General features: G+C 61.0%; 19 protein-coding genes and 1 tRNA gene. 11 read left to right on the top strand and 9 right to left on the bottom strand.

Features of this window, described 5'->3' with window-relative positions; all coding sequences use genetic code 11:
• Positions 1-557 precede the first annotated feature (557 nt).
• Positions 558-1,739, top strand: a complete 1,182-nt coding sequence (locus tag KUG85_RS04220; RefSeq protein ID WP_223004502.1) for an MFS transporter — start codon at positions 558-560, stop codon at positions 1,737-1,739.
• Position 1,740: 1 nt separating this feature from the next.
• Here KUG85_RS04220 and mgtE read toward each other — a convergent pair whose 3' ends face one another.
• Positions 1,741-3,102 carry a magnesium transporter gene (gene mgtE / locus KUG85_RS04225; RefSeq protein WP_051556252.1) on the bottom strand — a complete coding sequence of 454 codons (1,362 nt, stop codon included), beginning with the start codon at positions 3,100-3,102 and terminating at the stop codon, positions 1,741-1,743.
• 297 nt (positions 3,103-3,399) lie between these two features.
• Here mgtE and KUG85_RS04230 point away from each other — a divergent pair, with 297 nt between their 5' ends.
• Together KUG85_RS04230 and KUG85_RS04235 are read left to right on the top strand one after the other, a co-directional pair.
• Positions 3,400-3,852, top strand: coding sequence for a TspO/MBR family protein (locus KUG85_RS04230; protein WP_223004239.1), 453 nt, complete (start codon positions 3,400-3,402; stop codon positions 3,850-3,852).
• A 53-nt stretch (positions 3,853-3,905) separates the two neighbouring features.
• Positions 3,906-4,184 carry a hypothetical protein gene (locus KUG85_RS04235; protein ID WP_223004240.1) on the top strand — a complete coding sequence of 93 codons (279 nt, stop codon included), beginning with the start codon at positions 3,906-3,908 and terminating at the stop codon, positions 4,182-4,184.
• A 77-nt stretch (positions 4,185-4,261) separates the two neighbouring features.
• Here KUG85_RS04235 and proX read toward each other — a convergent pair whose 3' ends face one another.
• The 3 genes from proX to KUG85_RS04250 all read right to left on the bottom strand — a co-directional run bounded on the left by proX (position 4,262) and on the right by KUG85_RS04250 (position 7,567).
• A complete protein-coding gene (gene proX, locus KUG85_RS04240) occupies positions 4,262-5,272 on the bottom strand; it encodes a glycine betaine/L-proline ABC transporter substrate-binding protein ProX (protein WP_223004241.1) in 1,011 nt (336 codons plus the stop codon).
• Between the two features lie 115 nt (positions 5,273-5,387).
• Positions 5,388-6,320 (bottom strand): ABC transporter permease, encoded by a 933-nt coding sequence (locus tag KUG85_RS04245; protein WP_065817647.1) that lies wholly within the window; start codon positions 6,318-6,320, stop codon positions 5,388-5,390.
• The gene (locus KUG85_RS04250) at positions 6,317-7,567 is read right to left on the bottom strand and encodes a quaternary amine ABC transporter ATP-binding protein (RefSeq protein ID WP_007007878.1); all 1,251 of its coding nucleotides are present in this window, start codon (positions 7,565-7,567) and stop codon (positions 6,317-6,319) included. Before KUG85_RS04250 ends, KUG85_RS04245 begins: the two co-directional genes overlap by 4 nt.
• A 607-nt stretch (positions 7,568-8,174) precedes the next feature.
• On the opposite strand from KUG85_RS04250, the gene KUG85_RS04255 reads away from it, so the two are divergent.
• A complete protein-coding gene (locus KUG85_RS04255; protein WP_065817648.1) occupies positions 8,175-8,423 on the top strand; it encodes a hypothetical protein in 249 nt (82 codons plus the stop codon).
• A 62-nt stretch (positions 8,424-8,485) separates the two neighbouring features.
• On the opposite strand, the gene KUG85_RS04260 is transcribed toward KUG85_RS04255, so the two are convergent.
• Complete coding sequence (locus tag KUG85_RS04260; RefSeq protein WP_223004242.1) at positions 8,486-9,931, bottom strand: alanine/glycine:cation symporter family protein; 1,446 nt, start codon at positions 9,929-9,931, stop codon at positions 8,486-8,488.
• Positions 9,932-10,268: 337 nt separating this feature from the next.
• Between KUG85_RS04260 and KUG85_RS04265 the strand changes: the two genes are divergently transcribed.
• The 3 genes from KUG85_RS04265 to KUG85_RS04275 all read left to right on the top strand — a co-directional run bounded on the left by KUG85_RS04265 (position 10,269) and on the right by KUG85_RS04275 (position 11,796).
• Positions 10,269-10,520 (top strand): hypothetical protein, encoded by a 252-nt coding sequence (locus KUG85_RS04265; RefSeq protein ID WP_223004243.1) that lies wholly within the window; start codon positions 10,269-10,271, stop codon positions 10,518-10,520.
• A gap of 224 nt (positions 10,521-10,744) precedes the next feature.
• A complete protein-coding gene (locus KUG85_RS04270; protein WP_223004244.1) occupies positions 10,745-11,536 on the top strand; it encodes a maleate cis-trans isomerase family protein in 792 nt (263 codons plus the stop codon).
• Positions 11,537-11,631: 95 nt separating this feature from the next.
• Positions 11,632-11,796, top strand: coding sequence for a hypothetical protein (locus tag KUG85_RS04275; protein WP_223004245.1), 165 nt, complete (start codon positions 11,632-11,634; stop codon positions 11,794-11,796).
• 519 nt (positions 11,797-12,315) lie between these two features.
• Here the strand turns inward: KUG85_RS04275 and nudI are convergent.
• Positions 12,316-12,747: a nucleoside triphosphatase NudI gene (gene nudI, locus KUG85_RS04280; protein ID WP_223004246.1), complete on the bottom strand. Its 432-nt coding sequence runs from the start codon at positions 12,745-12,747 to the stop codon at positions 12,316-12,318.
• Between the two features lie 56 nt (positions 12,748-12,803).
• Between nudI and KUG85_RS04285 the strand changes: the two genes are divergently transcribed.
• Both KUG85_RS04285 and KUG85_RS04290 read left to right on the top strand, forming a co-directional pair.
• The gene (locus KUG85_RS04285; protein WP_223004247.1) at positions 12,804-12,971 is read left to right on the top strand and encodes a hypothetical protein; all 168 of its coding nucleotides are present in this window, start codon (positions 12,804-12,806) and stop codon (positions 12,969-12,971) included.
• A gap of 115 nt (positions 12,972-13,086) precedes the next feature.
• Positions 13,087-14,025, top strand: a complete 939-nt coding sequence (locus KUG85_RS04290) for a hypothetical protein (RefSeq protein WP_223004248.1) — start codon at positions 13,087-13,089, stop codon at positions 14,023-14,025.
• A gap of 140 nt (positions 14,026-14,165) precedes the next feature.
• On the opposite strand, the gene KUG85_RS04295 is transcribed toward KUG85_RS04290, so the two are convergent.
• Positions 14,166-14,250: transfer RNA gene (locus KUG85_RS04295), tRNA-Leu, on the bottom strand.
• Between the two features lie 184 nt (positions 14,251-14,434).
• Here KUG85_RS04295 and lipB point away from each other — a divergent pair.
• Positions 14,435-15,151: a lipoyl(octanoyl) transferase LipB gene (lipB, locus tag KUG85_RS04300; protein WP_223004249.1), complete on the top strand. Its 717-nt coding sequence runs from the start codon at positions 14,435-14,437 to the stop codon at positions 15,149-15,151.
• 132 nt (positions 15,152-15,283) lie between these two features.
• Entirely contained in the window at positions 15,284-17,041 is a 1,758-nt protein-coding gene (gene ggt / locus KUG85_RS04305) for a gamma-glutamyltransferase (RefSeq protein WP_223004250.1), read from the top strand.
• Between the two features lie 466 nt (positions 17,042-17,507).
• Here ggt and KUG85_RS04310 read toward each other — a convergent pair whose 3' ends face one another.
• The gene (locus tag KUG85_RS04310; protein WP_223004251.1) at positions 17,508-18,194 is read right to left on the bottom strand and encodes an ABC transporter ATP-binding protein; all 687 of its coding nucleotides are present in this window, start codon (positions 18,192-18,194) and stop codon (positions 17,508-17,510) included.
• Positions 18,194-19,507, bottom strand: a complete 1,314-nt coding sequence (locus KUG85_RS04315) for a lipoprotein-releasing ABC transporter permease subunit (protein ID WP_007007886.1) — start codon at positions 19,505-19,507, stop codon at positions 18,194-18,196. Before KUG85_RS04315 ends, KUG85_RS04310 begins: the two co-directional genes overlap by 1 nt.
• Positions 19,508-19,523: the final 16 nt, after the last annotated feature.

A 19,523-nucleotide genomic window follows, 5' to 3' on the forward strand; every position in this document is an offset into this window, starting at 1 on the left:
CTGCCCTTTGATGACGGCTCCCCTGTCGCCCATCCCGGACGGTGCCCCAATGGTGAGTGCCGCGTTATTCTTTTACTGGATCATGCAGCAAGCCCCAGCCTGCCGACGTCCACCCCGCCCAGCCTTCAATCGAGAGCATTTGTTCAACGAGGAGGAGCAAAGTCGCACGGTTCTTACGTAAAAGTCAATTTGCCGGACGGCATGTATGGAGACATTGCAGGGGACATCCGCCGGTGGGTGGGCGCGCAACCGGAAACGGGCTTTAAACGGGCAATCGCGAACGGGACAGCTGCATAAGGGTCCGTCCGTACGACGGCAGCCGGACCCGCCTCCGCCCAAGGGCGTTCGGGCTGACGGCAGCCCATTCCCATGGACAGGCGCCGGAGCGGGCGTGGCCCTACGGCGTCCTATCCCCCTCGGCTATGAAAGAAGACCAGTTCGCACAGGTTCAGCCGCGCGGGCGAAACGCTTTCGAACAAGGACCAATCGGCTTGCAACTTCGCCCTGCCCATAGCGCCAGCGAAACCGTAGTCGACGGTTCCTATGCCTGGTTCCGCATGACGATCGCGCTGCTTCTGGGCACATTCGGCACGGTGGGTCTGTGGGCCTTCATCGTCGTGCTTCCGCCGATTCAGGCTGAGTTCGGTGTCGACCGTGCGGCGGCGTCCCTGCCGTATACCAGTTCCATGATCGGCTTTGCGCTTGGCAATGTGCTTATCGGGCGGTTTGCAGACCGGATCGGCGTGGCGCTGCCCGTGGCACTCGCGGGTGCAGCCCTTGGCGCTGGCTTCATCGCCTCGAGCTTCACGACCGCACTCTGGCAGTTTGTGATCCTGCAGGGACTGATCGGGCTTGCTGGTTCGGCCTGTTTCGGCCCGCTTCTGGCGGACATTTCCCACTGGTTCGAGAAGCGGCGGGGCATCGCCCTGGCGTCGGTCGCCTCCGGTAGTTATCTCTCCGGCGTCCTTTGGCCGACCGTCATCAAGTTCGCGCTGGAACACACGAGCTGGCGGATAACGTTTCTCGGCATTGGCATTTTCTGCGTCGTCAGCATCGTGCCGCTGGCCCTGCTGATGCGGGTCAGACCCGATGTGAACCAGGCCGACGATATCGCAGCCGCCCATTTGCGGCGCCCGGGCGGACGAAAGCCGATCGACCTGTCGCCGCGCACGCTGCAGGGGCTTCTGGTGTTCGCCGGGCTGGGCTGCTGCGTCGCCATGGCAATGCCGCAGGTGCACATCGTCGCCTATTGCATCGACCTGGGCTTCGACATCGCACGCGGCGCGGAGATGCTGTCGCTGATGCTGGGCGCGGGCATTGCCAACCGGCTGGTTTCGGGTCTGCTCGCCGACCGCATCGGCGGCGTGCCGACACTGCTGATCGGTTCGGTGCTGCAATGTCTGTCGCTGTTCCTTTACATACCCTTCAACGGGCTCGCCTCGCTCTACATGGTGTCGTTCATCTTCGGTCTATCGCAGGGCGGCATCGTGCCGAGCTACGCGATCATCGTGAGAGAGTACCTCCCGGCGCGCGAGGCGGGTCAGCGCATTGGTGTTGTGATCATGGCGACCATTAGCGGTATGGCGCTCGGCGGCTGGATGTCGGGCTGGATCTATGACCTGACAGGCTCCTATCAGGCCGCTTTCCTCAACGGGATTGCCTGGAATTTTGGCAATATGGCCATTGCATTCTTCATTCTCTATCGGGCGCGGCGGTCGGCAATGCCGGTGCCTGCCTGAACTAAATCCCAAACCACCAGGTGGCGAGGCCGAGGAAAGCGAGGAAGCCGACCACGTCGGTAACGGCAGTCACGAATACGGCTGATGCCACTGCCGGGTCGGCGCCGACCCGGTCGAGCAGGAGCGGGATGAGAATGCCGCCAAGGGCCGCAACGAACATGTTGATGATCATTGCCGCAGCGATGATGCCGCCGAGATTGTAGTCCTGAAACCAGGTGGCCGCGACCACGCCGATCAGCGTGGCGAACACGACGCCGTTCAGGAGGCCGACGCCCATTTCACGGCGAATGATGCGGCCGGCATTGTAGATGTCGATGTCGCGGGTGGCGAGCGCGCGCACCGTGACCGTCATGGTCTGCGATCCGGCATTGCCGCCCATGCCGGCAACGATGGGCATCAGGATGGCGAGCGCCACGACCTTCTCAATCGTATCGTCGAACAGGCCAATGACGGAAGCGGCGAGGAATGCGGTGATCAGGTTGACCATGAGCCAGGGGACGCGCGAGCGTGCCGCCGTCCAGACACGGTCGGAGAGTTCCTCGTCACCGACGCCGCCGAGGCGCAGAAGGTCTTCCTCCGCTTCCTGCTGGATGACGTCGACCACATCGTCGATGGTGAGCACGCCGACGAGGCGTTCGTTTTCGTCAACAACGGCGGCCGACAGAAGGTCGTATTTTTCAAAGATCTGCGCGGCTTCCTCCTGGTCCATCGTGGCCGGGATGGCGTGGCGCGTCTCGCGCATCACATCCTCGATCTTCACCCCGCGCTTGGTGCGCAGGATGCGGTCGAGATCAACGGCGCCCACGAGGCGGAAGGTGGGGTCTATGACGAAAATCTGCGAGAAACTTTCGGGCAGGTTCTGCTCTTCGCGCATATAGTCGATGGTCTGGCCGACGGTCCAGAACGGCGGGACCGCGACGAACTCGGTCTGCATGCGCCGACCGGCCGTTTCTTCCGGGTAGCCGAGCGAACGGCGCAGGCGCACGCGCTCGGTGAAGGGAAGTTCGGCCAGGATCTCGTCCTGGTCCTCCTGATCGAGGTCCTCCAGAATGTAGACGGCGTCGTCCGAATCGAGCTGTTCGACGGCACGTGCAACCTGCTGGTTGGGCAGGTTTTCGAGGATTTCGAGACGGATCGCCTCGTCCACCTCGGTCAGCGCGGTGTAGTCGAAATCATCGCCCATCAGCACGACGAGCGCGAGGCGCTGGTCGGGCAAAAGCGCTTCGAGCAGGTCACCGACCTCGGACTGATGAAGCGCGCCGACTTCCTGGCGGAGCGTGATTGTATCGCGGTCGGCTATGGCTGCGCCGATATGAGCGAGGAACGGCGCTGCAACCACACCGTCTGCGTCATAGATGCCCATGGCTTCCGCGCCTTCGGCGTCAGCGTTTTCGTTCAGTCCTTCCGGTTCGCTCAAATGGACCTCCCTGGCTGGGATCTAAAGCTCTGCGAACGGGCGCAGCCTTCTTCCGGCAATACAGATGCGTGTGCGACACGGCAACCGGGGTGACGTGCTTTCCGCTTGAGATTTTGATTATGCACCTGACCTGTCCGGGGCGCGGCCCGTCTGGATGGAACGCAAACGAGCCTGAAACGTTAATGTGATTAAGCCAGACAGGTTCCCCTGACCTTGCTTGCTCCAACACTTCTGGACGTTCCCATGCCCCTTCTGCGCGTTCTCCCGTTTTTCCTTATTCTCGTTGTCGGTGGCGGTCTCGTCATAGGATATGTGACGGCTCCCGGCATCTGGTATGCGGGGTTGAACAAGCCTGCATTCAACCCGCCAGACTGGGTTTTCGCACCCACCTGGTCGGTGCTTTATGTGCTGATCGCCGTGGCGGGTGCGCGTGTCTGGCTCAGAGGGCGCCGCGAACCGGCGATGCGCCTGTGGTGGCTGCAACTGTTGCTCAACTTCGCCTGGTCGCCAGTCTTCTTTTCGCTGCACATGATCGGCCCTGCGCTTGTGATCATTCTGCTGCTGGCGGCCACGGTCATCGCCTTCATCATCGCAAGCTGGCGCGTGGACCGCCTTTCGGCGCTCATGTTCCTGCCCTATGCGGCCTGGGTGCTTTTCGCCGGTGTGCTCAATGGCGCAATCCTGCTCCTGAACTAGAAATTTTCTGAGACAACCTGTCGAAACACGCCGGCGCACATTAAATGAATGTCATGAGACTGCCTGTCAGACACATGACCGTCCTGATGGTCGCAGCCGCCCTTGCGGCAGCGCTGGCTGCCGCGCCGGCCTCCGCGGACGAAACTTCGGCGCGCGAGGCAGAGCGTGCGCGGCAGGCACGCATGCAGCGTGACCTGGAACGCGGCCGCGACATGCAGGAGGACCAGCATCAGGAATGGATGCGCGGCCAGCGGGACATTCCGCGCCTGATCACACCGAACACGCCCAATCTGAATGTGCCGATCTACACGTCCCCGCCCCGGCTTCAGTGAGGACCGCGCGCCGGTCAGAGCGCGCGGTTCGGTTGTTTCAGAAGGCCCGGGGGAAATGAGGCCGCGTATGCAACGGGTTATTCAGCCGACTTGCGGGCTGCATCCAGCCAGCCATCGACCACATCGCGGTTTCCGGAAATCCATTCCGAAGCCTGCTTCTTGATGTCTTCGGGCTTGTCGGCGCCGTCATTCATTGCCGCATTCTGGGCAAAGATGTCCTCGAGCGGGATCGATGCCGATTTGAGCAGCGTTGCGACGGCCGGGTTTTCCTCAAGGAACCCGGAGTTGGCGACAGGCACGATGTCATTGGCCTCGAAGCCCATGACGCACGGATCGGCAACACAGCCATCGATGCCGGCAGCGGCGTTCTCATCCGTTGCCTCTTCGGGGACCTGGATCCAGACCACGTCATCACCGATCTTCAGCTCGTTGACGGTCCAGTTGGGCGTCCAGGTGTAGAAGAGGATCGGCTCACCGCTCTCATAGGCAGCGACAGCGTCCGCCATCGAAGCCGAATAGCTCGCCTTGATCTCGTTGACGTGATCCTTGAGGCCATACTCGGTCAGGTGATCCTCAATCGCCACTTCACAGCCCCAGCCGGGCGGGCAGGCGACGAGATCGGCCTTGCCGTCGCCGTCGCGGTCAAAGGCTTCCTTGACCTCGTCGCGCTTGAAATCGTCAAGCGTCTTGATCTCGAACTTCTCAGCCGACGCCTTGTCGACGAGGTAGCCCTGCAGCGCGCCGCCGGCCGCGACAGCACCGATGATCTCGGCAGATGCCTCGAAAGCCGGGCGATAGGTGTCGTGGATCGGGAACCAGCCGTTCACCCAGAGGTCAACATCGCCATAGCCGACCGCCTGGTAGAAGGGCGGGTTGTCGAGCGTGGTCGGGCCTTCGACCGTGTAGCCAAGCTCTTCAAACATCTGCTTGTAGATTTCGGCGTGGAACCAGCCCGTATCCCAGGTGGCCTGAGCCATCTTGATGGTCTTGCCGGCGCCGGGGCCGTCCTGCGCCATCGCCGGCATTGCGACGGAGCCGAGCAGCGCGAGCGCTGCGATTGCGGGAATGGTTTTCTTAAGACCAGTCATAATAAGCAGTCTCCATAAATTCGTGTTCATGAACTGTGGCAGCGTTCGGGGTCAGGACCTGGCCGCTGCCGTGAAAGCGGAACGCGCAGCCGCGTCCCGCGAGACGGACGGTGCCCTATGCGGCCTTGCCCGCTTTTTCTTCGTCACCCGGCTTGCCGAGCGCAAACATCGAGCGCAGCGTCTGCCAGAGCGAAGGCGACTGCACGGCTTTTTTCTCGCCGAGCGATTGCGTGATGCGATCGAGAATGATCGCCAGAAGCACGATGCCGATGCCGCCGGCGGTGGCTGCGCCAACATTCAGGCGCCCAAGGCCCGTATAGACCGTGAGGCCAAGCCCGCCGGCACCGATGAGTGCAGCGATGACCACCATGGACAGCGCCAGCATCAGGGTCTGGTTCAGACCGGCCATGATGGTGCGCAGGGCCAGCGGAAACTGCACCTCCCACAGCATCTGCCAGCGCGTGGAGCCGAAGGCTTCCGCCGCTTCGATCAGATCACCCCGGACATTGCGGATGCCCAGATTGGTGAGACGGATGATCGGCGGCAGGGCAAAAATGATCGTTGCGATGATGCCCGGCACCATGCCGACGCCGAATAGCATCACGATCGGCACCAGATAAACGAAGGACGGGATCGTCTGCATGATGTCGAGAATCGGCCGCACGACGAACAGCACACGATCACTGCGCGCACTCCAGATGCCGAGCGGAATGCCGATAATGGCGCAGAAGAGCACCGAGGTGATGATCATCGACAGGGTGGTCATGGTTTCCGGCCACAGGCCGATCATGTCGATAAAGGCGAGCGCAACAAGCGTGAAGATGGCGACGCCGCGTCCAGCGGTGCGCCAGGCGATGAGCGTGAGGCCCGCCGTGAAAACCAGCATGGGCAGCCAGTGGAAGAAGGCGTCGAGCCAGCCTAGAACGGCCGTCACCGGCGTCTGCATGGCGCGGAAGAACGGCCGGAAATTCGGCACCAGAAAGTCGCGGACGAAACTGTTCACCCAGTCGTCGAGCGGAATCTGAACGAGATCGGCGGGGCTGATCATTGGCGTTCTCCTTTCTGTGCGGAGCTGGCTTCGGCTTCATCCACAGATGCTGCCGTATCGTCGTTCTCCTCGCCCGAGAGCTGGGAAAACACCGCCTGCGGCTCGATTACCCCGGCGAGACGGCCACGCTTGTCGGCCACGGCAATGGGGTAGCCGGCACTCGCTGCACCATAGAGCTCGTTGAGTGGCGTCTCGCGCGAAACGGTCGGAACCTCCGTAACCAGCACTTCCGAAAGGTCGGTGCGGCCTTCCTCGCGGGCGGCAACCGCCAGTTCCTGATAGGTCACGAGACCGGCGATCCGGTCCTCCTCGACCACATAGAGCGCGTTGCGGTTGTGCTCCTCCATCAGGTCGAGTGCCTTTTCCGCAGCCCCCTTCTCCCCGAGTTCCACGGTAATCGGACGCTCGGCGACATGAGCAGCGTCGAACACGCGCCCCCGGTCGATGTCGCCAACAAAGGCGGCAACATAGTCATCGGCGGGATTGTCGACGATCTCCTGCGCGGTGCCGACCTGAACGAAGCGTCCGTCCTTCATGATGGCGATCTTGTCACCAAGAAGCAGCGCCTCGTTGAGATCGTGGGTGATGAAGATGATGGTCTTCTTGAGCTTTTTCTGCAGGTGAAGGAGCTCTTCCTGCATTTCGCGGCGGATCAGCGGATCAAGCGCACCGAACGGCTCGTCCATCAGCAGAATCTCGGGATTGGTGGCGAGCCCGCGCGCAAGCCCGACGCGCTGCTGCATGCCGCCCGACAGTTCGTCCGGATAGCTGTCCGCGTAGGCTGCAAGACCGACCTGCTCGAGCGCGGCCAGCGCCTTCTGGCGCCGCGACGCGGCCCCTTCTCCCTTGATTTTCAGACCGTAGGCGGCGTTTTCGGCGACCGTCTTGTGCGGAAACAGCGCGAAATGCTGGAACACCATGGTGATCTTCTCACGCCGCACCCTGCGCAGGCGTTCGGCCGAGCAGCTCGCCACGTCGTCTTCATCGATCAGAATTTTGCCATAGGTGGGTGGGATCAGGCCGTTCAATGTTCTGACGAGTGTCGACTTGCCGGAGCCGGAGAGACCCATGACCACGAAAATCTCGCCTTCGCGGACATCAAAACTGACGTCCTGCACACCGACCGTCTGCCCCGTTTCCTCGAAAATCTCGATCTTGGACTTGTCCTGCTTCAGACCTTCGAGCGCTTTTTCTGGATAGTCTCCAAATATCTTGTAAACATTCTCGACCCGTAGCTTGGGTTTCATGATTCCTCTTGGTTGATTATTTTATGGAAAATGAAATACAGGCCGAACACCTGCAAAATATTTCACATAGGCCTGCATGCTTCAGGTGCATTGTGAGACTTCATTGTGCCTCACACTTCATGTGAAAATACCAGACATGGCTACTGACATAACGCGCGTTATTTCAAATCGCAACAGTGAGTGAAAATTAATTCAGCATTCAGTCTGATTGAACCGACCGCGCCAGCCCATTAGGGTCAGGACCTATTAATATGGTCGCAATGGTCGGCCTGATCTGTGCGGATACGCGGAGCAGGACCGCAGGAAGACTTCATGTCTTTCAAGGTCTTGCGACAAAGTAGGCCGTGCAAATCAGGCCGATCCGAAGGACGCTCGATAGACCGGCGATCTGCCGCGTCAAACCCCTTGACCGGGGGGAAGACCCCGCTCTGCGGGCTTCTCCTTACATCTCTTGGTCTATCGAACGCCATTGTGATCATATTAACAGGTCCTGACCCTAGAGCGCTCCAAAGGGCAGAAGCGTTTCTTTCGTCGAAATGACCTGCTAGTGGTAAGCATGCGGGTGGGCGTGCGTGACGCCTGACAGTGCACTTTGAAGGGACGAAGAATGAACGACCGCTACGACGCCTATGCCGCTGCCACCATCGTAACGTTCGGCGCCATTGTGATCGGAGGCCTGATGGCTGCGGCGCTGGCTTTCGGAGAGCGGGATGCGTTCTTTTTTGCGCTCGGAGCAGGCACCTCGGCCTGGGGCGCGGGATATGCCATGTTCCTGGACAGGGCGCGGGTGTTCGTCGGCCTCACCGCGCTCGCCGTGGCGATGTCGATCGCGGCGGCCATTCTCCTGGGCTTCTGAACCTTCAAAAGCAAAAGGGCAGGATCCCCTGCCCTTTCAACGCGTCAATCCTGGCACGGCAATCAGGCGCGTGCTGGTTCGTCACTCACCCTTCCGGTCCAGGCCGTACGGTCGATATCGAGATCCGGGAATTTTTCCGGATCGAGCACCGGCCGCTCGACACCCGCCCTCAACTGCTCCCTGAAGTCTTTCAATATCCGCAGGCATGTGGGCAGGAGCATCATGATGGCGATGAGATTGACCAGCGCCAGAATGCCCATCATCGGATCGGAGAAGAAGAACACCGCGGTGGCACCGGGAGCCACGGCGCCAAGAAAGACGATCCCCATCACAATCGCACGCAGGGCGTTGATGGCCAGCGGGTGTTCGCTGATCACCGTCAGCGCGTTCTCACCCAGATAGTAGTTGTAGATGATCGAGCTGAAGGCGAAGAGAAGAAGGATGAAGGTCAGGAAATACTGGGTCCACTCACCCAGATGAGAGACCAGCGACTGCTGGGTCAGAACGACGCCGTCGATGGCTTCGGCGCCTGGCGTGTAGACATCCCCCAATAAGATCACGAACGCCGTGCAGCTGCAGATCACGATCGTGTCGATGAAAACCGAGAAGGACTGGGTGATGCCCTGGCTGATCGGGTGGCGGACATCGGCCGTGGCCGCCACATTGGGAGCCGAGCCGAGACCGGCCTCATTGGAGAAGAGACCGCGGCGCAGGCCCTGTGCGAGTGCAGCCCCCATGCCGCCGCCAACCGCCTGTTCGAGACCGAACGCATTCATGACGATGGAATAGAGAACACCGGGAAGTTCGGTGATGTTGATGAGAATGACGATGATCGCCATCAGCAGATAGGCGACCGCCATGACGGGAACCACAATGTCCGCTGCCTTGGCGATGCGGCGGATACCGCCGAAGACGATGAAACCGGCGATGACGGTCAGCAGGAGGCCAGACCACACGCGGTCGATGCCGAGGCTTTCCTGCGCCGCGCCGGCGACCGTGTTGCCCTGAAAGGCGTTGAAGCCGATGGCGAACGCCGCGATGAGGCAGATCGCATAAAGCACGGCGAGCCATTTGTATTCGGCCCCCAGACCATGAATGATCGACCGGGCCGGGCCGCCGCGAAATGTGCCGTCCGGTTCGCGCCGCTTGTAGAGCTGCGCCAGGGAACATTCCACCAGGCTTGTCGCCATGCCCACCAGGGCAATCGCCCACATCCAGAACACTGCGCCTGGCCCACCGAGCGTGATGGCCACGGCGACGCCGGCTATATTGCCGCCGCCGACCCGCCCGCCAACGGAAACGAGGAGAGCCGCACGCGCGGAGATCGCATTGGGGTCTCCGCTTTGGTTTTTGGAAGAGAGGACGCGGAACATGCGTCTGAAAAACTGGAGCTGAACGAAACCGGTCAGCGCGGTGATGAAAATGCCCAGGACGACAAGGATGGGGATCAGCGACCATCCCCAGGTTAAGTCTCCGATAACGCCAAATAAGTTCTCGATGAAAGTCACTGTCGCACCCTCGCTTTTCGCAAATGGACCTCTGTCCCCACTGCTGATGTGCGACAGAATAACCCACAATCAAAAGCGGCACACCAGAAGAAATACACCTTCCAAAGCCAACTGGTTTGGAAGCGTTTTCCGTAGGAAGAACCCGTATTGCATCGCACTGGGAATGCCTGCAGCGCAAGGAGTGCCGGCCGCTTAACGCTTTCGTAACGCTCATGGGCGGCAGGCCGGGCTACCTCGATTAGCCTACTCGTCCCAACGGTCAGGTTGTGTTATTTCACCAGCACAATTCAGCTTGAAAATCGACCCGAACAAAAATGACGTTCCCTGGGGGGAAAGCATGTCGCTCGCATTTGAGACCTGCGCGCCGGTCGACATTGTCGCCGAGGCGCAGACCTGCCGAGACGCGTTAGAGCCGGCACTGAAACGCATTGTAGCGTCCGCCCGGGAGCGCGGCTGGAGCCACCAGCAGGTTCATCTGGCGCTCATGGAAATCGCAATCGCCTCGATAAAGACCGAGCAGCTCGACATGGTCACACTTGCCCGCATGCGGCGCACCGCCTGGCGCGCCACCGCCCCCGCTGCCGACTGACCGGACCTTCGTTTCGCTTCACCGGGACAGCACAGTCTAGGCAACGCACGCCGGCATTTGGGCCGGCGCGTCAATCCGTGTATGTCTGTGCGGCAGATGACGATCCCGAAAAGCGTGCTCCTGCCGCAAAAGCGACCCTGCAGCGTCGATTGCCCGGTGGCGCAGGATGCCCGAAAGCCGCGATCCTCACGCTTGGCGAAAGACATGTAGAAGAACAGGGCCAGATGCTCGACCAACCAGAGAAAACACCTTTGCAGCAGCGCAAACGGGAAGTGCAGACGCCGGTGCGCTTCGACGCCGGACGGAATGCACGCGCCAAGATCGGCTTCGTCCTCCTGCCGAACGACCAACTGGTGGAAGAGGACATGGTACGCATGGCCCCGCCCGGGGTTGGCGTCTATTTCTCCAGAGCCCGCATGCCGCATGAAATTTCCACCGCCACGCTTGCCCAACTCACCGGGAGCCTTGCCGAAACCGCCGGGCGCATTCTGCCCGACGACAGCCTCGACGTGGTCTGCCTCGCCTGCACCTCCGGAACCGTGGCTGTCGGCGAGATTCGGGTCTGCGATGAACTGAACAGGGGCGCGCCGAATGCCCGCGCCACCTCGCTCATGGGCAGCGTGACCAGGGCGCTGGAGGCGCTGCAGGTGCGTCGCATCGCCGTCGGCACGCCCTACGCACACGAACTGACCGACACTGTGGTGGGCTATCTGCAGGATGAAGCCGGTTTCGAAATCACCGCCTATGCGGGGCTTGGTCTTGATTACGACCGCGACATGGTGCGGGTCACGCCCGACTATCTGCTCGAATTCGCCGCCAGTCTCGATACGCCGGAGGCGGAGGCCCTCTTGATAAGCTGCAGCGCATTGCGGTCACTTGAGATCGTCGAAGCGCTCGAAGAGAAGATCGGCAAGCCGGTCGTCGTGAGCAATCAGGCAATGATGTGGAACTGCCTGCGGCTGGCCGGCATCGAGGATCCGCTCCCAGGCTATGGCGCGCTTTTTCGCTATTTCTGACCGCCGGCTGCGGCGGCCACCACCTGGAATTCTTAAGACCGGGAAGAAATCGTGATGCAGCGTTTTTCGGATCGGGGGATTACCCTGCAGACGAAATGCAGCGCGAAGCGATTGACATGCTCCTGGAGTTCCTGAACGCACTGACCCTCATGATTTCCTTCGTGGTGCTTTCAACCGCGACGGTGGAGTTCCTGTCACGCGTGGTCAGCCGCACCTATCTTCGCAGACAGCCTGCCCCGCCTGCCCGTCACGCGGTGTGAGCTGACTGGTGGTGTGAACTGACTGGCCGCATTTTCCGCTGTCCGGGCTTTTCCATGAACAGACAGAAAATCTTGGGACAAACAAAAAATCTCCCCCGACGCAAGTCGAAGAAGATTCCTTGTTCACTCAATCGATGAACGAGAGTGAAGCGCCCCACCCCATTACCCCCAACGGCCGGGACGACTCTCGTTAGCACGCACACAAACTTCGCGAATTAACACAGGTTAAGTTTGTCAGTCATTGCTGGGGATACCGGGCCGGTTGCCTGCCAGAAAACCGGCCGTCGGTTGTCGGGTTGCATGCCACCGCCGCATCCCGTCACGACAGTTTTCCCAAAACGGCCTCGGATTGCGGACAAGAAGGCTCGGCAGAGAGCGCAGTGAAAGCTCCGGCCACTGGCGGGATATATTCAGCCGTCCGTATGCTTTGGGACGAGGCGCCGGAACCATAGAATAGCTGCGACACGATGAACGCGGGGCTTTGTCCCGCGGCTTACGTCCGCAGGCGTTTGCGCTGCGTTACGAGGCGATCAACCCCTTGACCTCCAACGTGACACGCGTTGCCTCATTGAGATCGTATTGCCCGAGATCGCCCGGCAGGACCCATGCAAAATCCTCGAACTCATCGCTGATGGAGACGCTGCGGTTGGCCGCCCTGCAATCAAAAATGAGATATATCATGTAAATCTGTTCGGACGTCCCGTCCGGGTAGGTCTTTGTCCTCACATCGTCACGGAACGTCCACGGCTGCACTGTCTCAATCGTCAGGCCGGAACCCAGTTCTTCTTCGATCTCTCGAAGCAACCCTTCCGTTATGCTCTCGCCTTGTTCCAGACCACCACCAGAAAGCGCCCATTGCCCCGGAAAGACCCCCCGGTCACCCGGCATCTTACAGAGAAGGTAAGCACCCTCGTTTTCGATCAATGGGCATACAATAATTCTTTGACGCATGGTTCTCTCAACCTATCTGACTGCTCAAGGAGATATCCGTTTCTTAAATCGTGGTAATGACCACACAAGTCCCAAAGCAACCATCACTCTATGATGGCAATGCCAGACCGCCTCAACTTTTTCAGCATGCGATGGAAAGGCAGCTTACGGATTATGTCATCGCGGCGATGGCGCTGTCGGATCGCACGCTTCCCCTGAATGATCGGCGAATGGGGCGCGGATGAACAGAGCGATTTTCTGGCCGGCAGTGGTAGCGTGGTAAGTCAATTTCATTAGTTGCGTTCGGATCGATATCCGCCATCGTTTCGCGAAGTCTAAATGGGGCCCGGACGAGACGGTATGAGAGCATTCGTTCTTCTTGCGCTTCTGTTTCAACTCGCGCTGACAGCGCCAGTTCCCGCTCTGAATCTGGAAGTATGCAATTCAGGTGAGGAAACGATCTTTATCGCTCATGCGGAGTCTTCCTTCAATTCACCGTACCGCGCCGTCGGCGGATGGACGGAATTGACGCCACATAAATGCTGGAAGCGCGAAGCGCCAAAGATGGACAGAATGTCGGTTCTCGCGGCCTACATAGATGGGCAGGGACGCCTCGGCGCCGTGCAATTCAATCCAGATTTCCGGGCGGGCGGGCAGTACTCGTTGTCCCGAGGCCCCTATTCTTTCTGCGTTCACCCAAAGGACGGGTTTTTCCGAGGACGGGTTCGCACCGCCGGTGCTCGCTGCCCGCGCGAAATGGTTCGCGTCAAGTTTCCCTTCTACATTGCAGGACAAAAAAGGCTTGGCGCTCTTGCCAGGCTGAAGGTTGCCGTGAAGCAAGGCACGCTCCATGAAGATTACGCCGTCATTCCCTGGGAGCCCGAAGAAGTTCCGCCTGACCCGCAGGAAGAGCGCTACGCGAATTCAGGCAAGATAGACCTGCTGCGCGGCCCGAGCGCACGGCAGATCGAAGCTGCGGAGTATCGGAACCTTCAGCTTCGCATGCAGATCGCGAATGCCCTGATTCTGAAGGATGCAAAGCTGAAGATTCATTCGCTTGACCTGGACAAATGTTTGTCGACCAAGGATGGGCCATTCTATTGCCGATACAAGCTCGACGCCCAGATTGAAGCGTCGAAGAAGATGCGACCGATGGCCCAGCTCCTGAACCTCGGATTTCTGTTCAAAGGCTACTATTGGTCCTCATTCACGGTAAGCCGGGGTCGCTGGGTGATCGTCAAGCAGTATGAAGGCTGCAGGGTCTCGGATGTGGATATCAGGTGCTGGAGCCGCAAATAGCTGCGGCAGAACCCGGTGCGTGGAGTGCCGGGAGCTGGCCAAATCAGCAATCGAGAGAATCAACGTGTCCCGCGCATAGGTCTGACGTGGGCCACTTTCGCGTCCAAATCATTGAAAGCCATACTCTTTGGGAGAGAGCTTGGTGCGGTCGAGAAGACTCGAACTTCCACGGGTTGCCCCACAGCGACCTCAACGCTGCGCGTCTACCAATTCCGCCACGACCGCACGCAGCTGGAGGCCGGTTCGCACCGGCACCGGGCATGTAGCAAATCGGATTTGGGGAAACAAGCGCCCTTCTTCAAAAAGACGAAAAAAATCACCGACAAAACCACAGAAGCCACACACTGGACCCGCAGCCGGTTTATCTCCATATGTGACAGGCAGTTTCAGTACCTGATGGGATGATGCGATGAGCGAACGCGGCCAGATCGACACGGAATTCCTGCCGCGCATGGCGGGCGTGCCCGTCGAATGGCGAATCGAACCGGGGCTTACCGATTACGAGAAAGCCGTCGCCTTCATGGAAGAGCGTGCCGGCCTCATTCGCGAAGGAAAAGCCGCCGAGATGGTGTGGCTGGTGGAGCACCCGCCGCTCTACACCGCCGGCACCAGCGCCAACAGCGCCGACCTGCTCGAAAAAGGCCGCTTCCCGGTCCACAAGACCGGTCGCGGCGGCGAATACACCTATCATGGGCCAGGCCAGCGGGTCGCCTATGTGATGCTCGACCTGAAGACCCGCCGCGAAGATGTGCGCGCCTTCATCGCTGCCTTGGAAGCCTGGATCATCGCCACGCTGGAACGGTTCAACGTCAAAGGAGAGCGGCGCGAGGACCGTGTCGGCGTCTGGGTGGCGCGGCCGGAGAAACCGCCCCTGCCCGGCGACCTGCCCGCCGAAGACAAGATTGCCGCCATCGGCATTCGCCTGCGGCGCTGGGTCAGCTTTCACGGCATCTCGATCAATGTCGAACCGGATCTGGCTCATTTCGGCGGCATCGTCCCCTGCGGTATAAGCGGTTACGGCGTCACCAGCCTGGTCGATCTCGGCCTGCCGGTGACGATGGAGGATCTCGACCTGGCGCTCAAGGCGGCTTTTGCGGAGGTGTTTGGCCCTGCGGAAAGCCGTTGACGTCCAGGACGGGTCCGACATGAACAGGCGGGGTGCGATCGGCAAATCGCCGGCAGCCGCGCCATTCAAGGCTTGAGAGCGTTTCGACGGTCCGGTCCCGGATGCGGCGGCGCTCTGACGGAGGAGCGCGCAATGCGATTATCACATGCCTTTGGGGCGTTTGCCCTTGTTGCCCTGACCATGGCTCATGGGGCGTTCGCCCAGCAGGCGACGGACGCCCACGCGCCCGAGATCGCCAGCGGGCTGACGGACAAAACCACGGTTCACGCAAAAGAACAGATGGTCGCGGCGGCCAATCCGCTCGCTGCGGAGGCTGGCCTCGACATCCTGCGCAAGGGCGGAAGTGCGGCCGATGCGCTTGTGGCAGTGCAGACTGTGCTCGGCCTCGTGGAGCCGCAGTCCTCCGGCATCGGCGGCGGGGCGTTTCTCGTCTGGTATGACGCGGCAAGCGGCAAGGTGACGACCTTCGACGGACGTGAGACCGCACCCGCCGCAGCCACACCGAACCTCTTCCTCAACGAACAGGGCGAGCCGCTCGCCTTCTTCGACGCCGTGGTCGGCGGACGCTCGGTTGGCGCACCCGGCGTGGTGCGCCTGATGGAAACCGTCCACAAGCGCGCCGGCAAGCTGGAGTGGCAAACACTTCTCGAACCGGCGATCCGGCTTGCCGAGGGCGGCTTTACCGTCTCGCCGCGGCTTCACGCACTGATCGAGGACGACAGGGGACGCCTCGACACGCAACCGGCCACCCGCGCCTATTTTTACGACAGCGACGGCAAGGCGCTGGCGGCCGGCTCGATCCTCAAAAACCCGGACTATGCCGCAACACTGAAACGAATCGCCGAATACGGTGCCGACGGCTTTTACAAAGGGCCGGTCGCAGAGAAAATCGTGGCGGCGGTGAAAGCGCATGACGGCAATCCGGGGCTTCTGACACTCGACGATCTCGCGGCATACGAGATCAAGGAGCGTGAGGCCGTTTGCGCGCCCTATCGTGGGCTCGAGGTCTGCGGTATGGGGCCACCCTCCTCCGGTGCCCTGACCGTCGGGCAGATTCTCGGCATGGTCTCCACATTCGACCTGGGCAGTCTCGGACCTGACGATCCCGAAAGCTGGCGCATTATCGGCGATGCAACGCGTCTCGCCTTTGCCGACCGTGGCCGCTACATGGCCGACAGCGACTTCGTCAAAATGCCGAAAGGCCTGCTCGACCAGGATTACCTAAAAGCTCGCGCGGCGCTGATCCGCCGCCCGACCGCGCTTGGCGCGGACGATGTGACCGCCGGCGACCCGCCATGGGACAAGGCGGAACTGCGCATGGACGGGATGAGCCTCGAACAGCCCTCCACCTCGCATTTCGTGATCGTCGACAGGGATGGCAATATCGCTTCGATGACGACGTCTGTGGAGAGCGCTTTCGGCTCGCGCCAAATGGCGGCGGGTTTCATCCTCAATAACCAGCTCACGGATTTCTCATTTGCGCCCGATGCCGATGGCGAGGCTGTCGCAAACAGGGTTCAGCCCGGCAAGCGGCCCCGCTCCTCCATGTCACCAACCATCGTTCTCAAAGCCGGAAAACCGCTCCACGCGCTTGGTTCGCCCGGCGGCAGCAACATTATCCCCTATGTGGCAAACACGATCATCGCGCTGACCGACTGGGACATGAACATGCAGCAGGCCATCGACCTGCCGCATCTGACCAACCGCTTTGGCACCTACACGCTGGAAGCCGGCACCAGAGCCGAGGAAATGCAGAACGACCTCGACGCACTCGGCTTCAAGACGTCCATCGGCGATCTCAACTCCGGCCTGCACGGCATCACCATCACCGCGCAGGGGCTGGAAGGCGGTGCGGACCCGCGGCGCGAAGGCGTGGCCGTCGGAGATTAGGTCGCCATGCGGCGCCAACTCGGCCACCGAAAAGGCGCCCCTAACCATTGATGAAGTATCGGGATAACCGGAAACCGGCTTTCCCGCTTCGGTGCAATGTGCCGAGAACGCTTCGCATCTGAAAAAGCACCGGACAGAGAGGCGGGCCTTCCCGCCTCTTTTTCATTCAGACGATGCCGACAGCCCTGCGCGGCACCGGTAAACGTCAGATTGCGCCGATCACCACGGCGGCCATCATGATGAAGGAGCTGACGGCAACGAGCGAGACGACATCCTGAAAAAGATCGGTCATTTATCCCTCCTGATCACTTTATAATCCCTTTATGTTCTATTTTTGTTCCTTCGTCAAGCATGCCCGACGCGCCCGATGCCGCTCGCGCCGGTCAGGGTTTACGCGGGGTTAATCCAACGGGTTTTCGGCAGCCATGCGATGGCGGCATGTGATGCGTGGACAGTGGAGCGGGAATCAGCCCTTCCAGGGAACGACCTTGCCGCCGTCCAGTGTCACCACCCGATCCATTCGCGCGGCCAGCTCATGGTTGTGGGTGGCGATCAGCGCGGCAAGGCCGGACTGGCGCACCAGCGCCTCGAGCGCATCGAACACATAGCCGGCCGTCCTGGGATCGAGATTGCCAGTCGGCTCGTCGGCAAGCAGCACGCGCGGCGCATTGGCAACCGCGCGGGCGATGGCCACGCGCTGCTGCTCGCCGCCGGAAAGTTCGGCCGGCCGGTGGCTCGCACGGTGGCCGACACGCAGATAGTCGAGCAGCTGCCCCGCCCGCTCCTTCGCTTCGGCCGGCGCCATGCCGGTGATCATCTGCGGGATCATGATGTTCTCCTCGGCGGAGAACTCGGGCAGAAGATGATGAAACTGATAGACGAAGCCGATCTCGTTGCGGCGGATCGCCGTGCGCGCGTCATCGGAAAGCCGCCCGCAGGCCCGACCGGCGATGGTGACCTCGCCCGCGTCCGGCGCCTCAAGAAGACCGGCAAGGTGAAGCAGCGTCGACTTGCCGGCGCCCGACGGTGCGACGAGCGCCACCATCTCTCCCGGTTTCAGTGCAAACGCTGCATCCTTGAGAATGGTGAGCCTGCCCTCGCCTTCGCGATAGCTGCGCTCGATGCCCTTCAGTTCGAGAATTGGTCCCGCCATCAGTCATACCTCAGCGCATCGACCGGATCGAGCCGGGAGGCCCGCCAGGCAGGAAAGAGCGTTGCCACGAAGGACAGAACCAGCGCCATGATGATGACGGCCACCGTCTCGCCCGCTTCCATCTTGGCCGGCAACTGGCTCAGGAAATAAAGTTCGGGATCGAAGATCGTTGTGCCCGACAGCCAGGAAAAGAACTGGCGGATCGATTCCACATTCCAGCAAATGACGACACCGAGGATCACGCCGGCGACGGTGCCGGCAACGCCGATCGCAGCACCGGTCATCAAGAAGATGCGCATGATGGCGCCGCTGGTGGCACCCATGGTGCGCAGGATCGCAATGTCATGCCCCTTGTCCTTCACCAGCATCACAAGGCCGGAAATGATGTTGAGCGCAGCAACAAGCACGATCATCGTCAGGATCATGAACATGACGTTGCGCTCCACTTCGAGCGCAGAAAAGAAGGTGCTGTTGCGCTGGCGCCAGTCGGACAGCAGGATGGGGCGCTGAGCGGCCTCCTCGACCTTCGGCCGCAGCGTGTCAACGGCATCGGGATTGTCGACGAAGAGTTCGATCGACTGCACGAGCCCCTCTGCATTGAAATAGAGCTGTGCCTCCTGGAGCGGCATGTAAATGATGGAGGAATCGTATTCCGACATGCCGATCTCGAAGGTCGCAGAGATCGGATAGGTTTTCACGCGCGGCGTGGTGCCGAAGGGCGTGATGTCGCCCTCGGGGGCGACCAGCGTCACGGAATCGCCGACCGTGAGGCCGAGATTCTGCGCCATACGCGAGCCGACCGCCAGCCCTTCGCCAGCCGCGAAACCGACCAGCGAGCCGTCCTTGATGTTGTCGGAAACCAGTTCGAGACGGGACAGGTCATCCGCCCGCACACCGCGCACCACGGCGCCCGTACCGGCACCGCTGCGGCCGGAAACCAGCACCTGCCCCTGCACCATCGGCATGGCAAGGCGCACGCCCTCAACGCCCTCAATCCGGCTGGCAACGGCCTCATAATCATCCATCGGCATGTCGATCGGCTGCACGATGAGATGGCCGTTGACGCCCAGGATGCGGGTCAGCAGTTCGGCACGGAAACCGTTCATCACCGCCATCACCACGATCAGCGTTGCAACACCCAGCATGATGCCGATGAAGGAGATCGAGGCGATCACCGAGATCACCGTCTCCTTGCGGCGCGACCGCAGGTAGCGCCAGGCGATCAGCCGCTCGAAACGGGAGAACGGTCCGGCGCCCAGGGGTTTTCCCGGGGCGCTCTGCGCGGTTTCTCCGCTTGTGGCGGCTTCACTCATGGCTCGACCTCAAAGG

The sequence above is a fragment of the Nitratireductor rhodophyticola genome (assembly GCF_019891355.1).
GTDB classification, from domain to species: Bacteria; Pseudomonadota; Alphaproteobacteria; order Rhizobiales; family Rhizobiaceae; genus Nitratireductor; species Nitratireductor rhodophyticola.

Coding starts and splice junctions, on each gene's coding strand:
- KUG85_RS04230 (WP_223004239.1), top strand. CDS start 3,400: ATGCCCCTTCTGCGCGTTCTCCCGTTTTTCCTTATTCTCGTTGTCGGT.
- KUG85_RS04290 (WP_223004248.1), top strand. CDS start 13,087: ATGAGAGCATTCGTTCTTCTTGCGCTTCTGTTTCAACTCGCGCTGACA.
- proX (WP_223004241.1), bottom strand. CDS start 5,272: ATGACTGGTCTTAAGAAAACCATTCCCGCAATCGCAGCGCTCGCGCTG.
- KUG85_RS04310 (WP_223004251.1), bottom strand. CDS start 18,194: ATGGCGGGACCAATTCTCGAACTGAAGGGCATCGAGCGCAGCTATCGC.
- KUG85_RS04315 (WP_007007886.1), bottom strand. CDS start 19,507: ATGAGTGAAGCCGCCACAAGCGGAGAAACCGCGCAGAGCGCCCCGGGA.
- KUG85_RS04245 (WP_065817647.1), bottom strand. CDS start 6,320: ATGATCAGCCCCGCCGATCTCGTTCAGATTCCGCTCGACGACTGGGTG.
- KUG85_RS04265 (WP_223004243.1), top strand. CDS start 10,269: ATGTCGCTCGCATTTGAGACCTGCGCGCCGGTCGACATTGTCGCCGAG.
- nudI (WP_223004246.1), bottom strand. CDS start 12,747: ATGCGTCAAAGAATTATTGTATGCCCATTGATCGAAAACGAGGGTGCT.
- KUG85_RS04285 (WP_223004247.1), top strand. CDS start 12,804: ATGACCACACAAGTCCCAAAGCAACCATCACTCTATGATGGCAATGCC.
- ggt (WP_223004250.1), top strand. CDS start 15,284: ATGCGATTATCACATGCCTTTGGGGCGTTTGCCCTTGTTGCCCTGACC.
- lipB (WP_223004249.1), top strand. CDS start 14,435: ATGAGCGAACGCGGCCAGATCGACACGGAATTCCTGCCGCGCATGGCG.
- KUG85_RS04220 (WP_223004502.1), top strand. CDS start 558: ATGACGATCGCGCTGCTTCTGGGCACATTCGGCACGGTGGGTCTGTGG.
- KUG85_RS04275 (WP_223004245.1), top strand. CDS start 11,632: ATGCAGCGCGAAGCGATTGACATGCTCCTGGAGTTCCTGAACGCACTG.
- KUG85_RS04250 (WP_007007878.1), bottom strand. CDS start 7,567: ATGAAACCCAAGCTACGGGTCGAGAATGTTTACAAGATATTTGGAGAC.
- mgtE (WP_051556252.1), bottom strand. CDS start 3,102: ATGGGCATCTATGACGCAGACGGTGTGGTTGCAGCGCCGTTCCTCGCT.
- KUG85_RS04270 (WP_223004244.1), top strand. CDS start 10,745: ATGCTCGACCAACCAGAGAAAACACCTTTGCAGCAGCGCAAACGGGAA.
- KUG85_RS04255 (WP_065817648.1), top strand. CDS start 8,175: ATGAACGACCGCTACGACGCCTATGCCGCTGCCACCATCGTAACGTTC.
- KUG85_RS04235 (WP_223004240.1), top strand. CDS start 3,906: ATGAGACTGCCTGTCAGACACATGACCGTCCTGATGGTCGCAGCCGCC.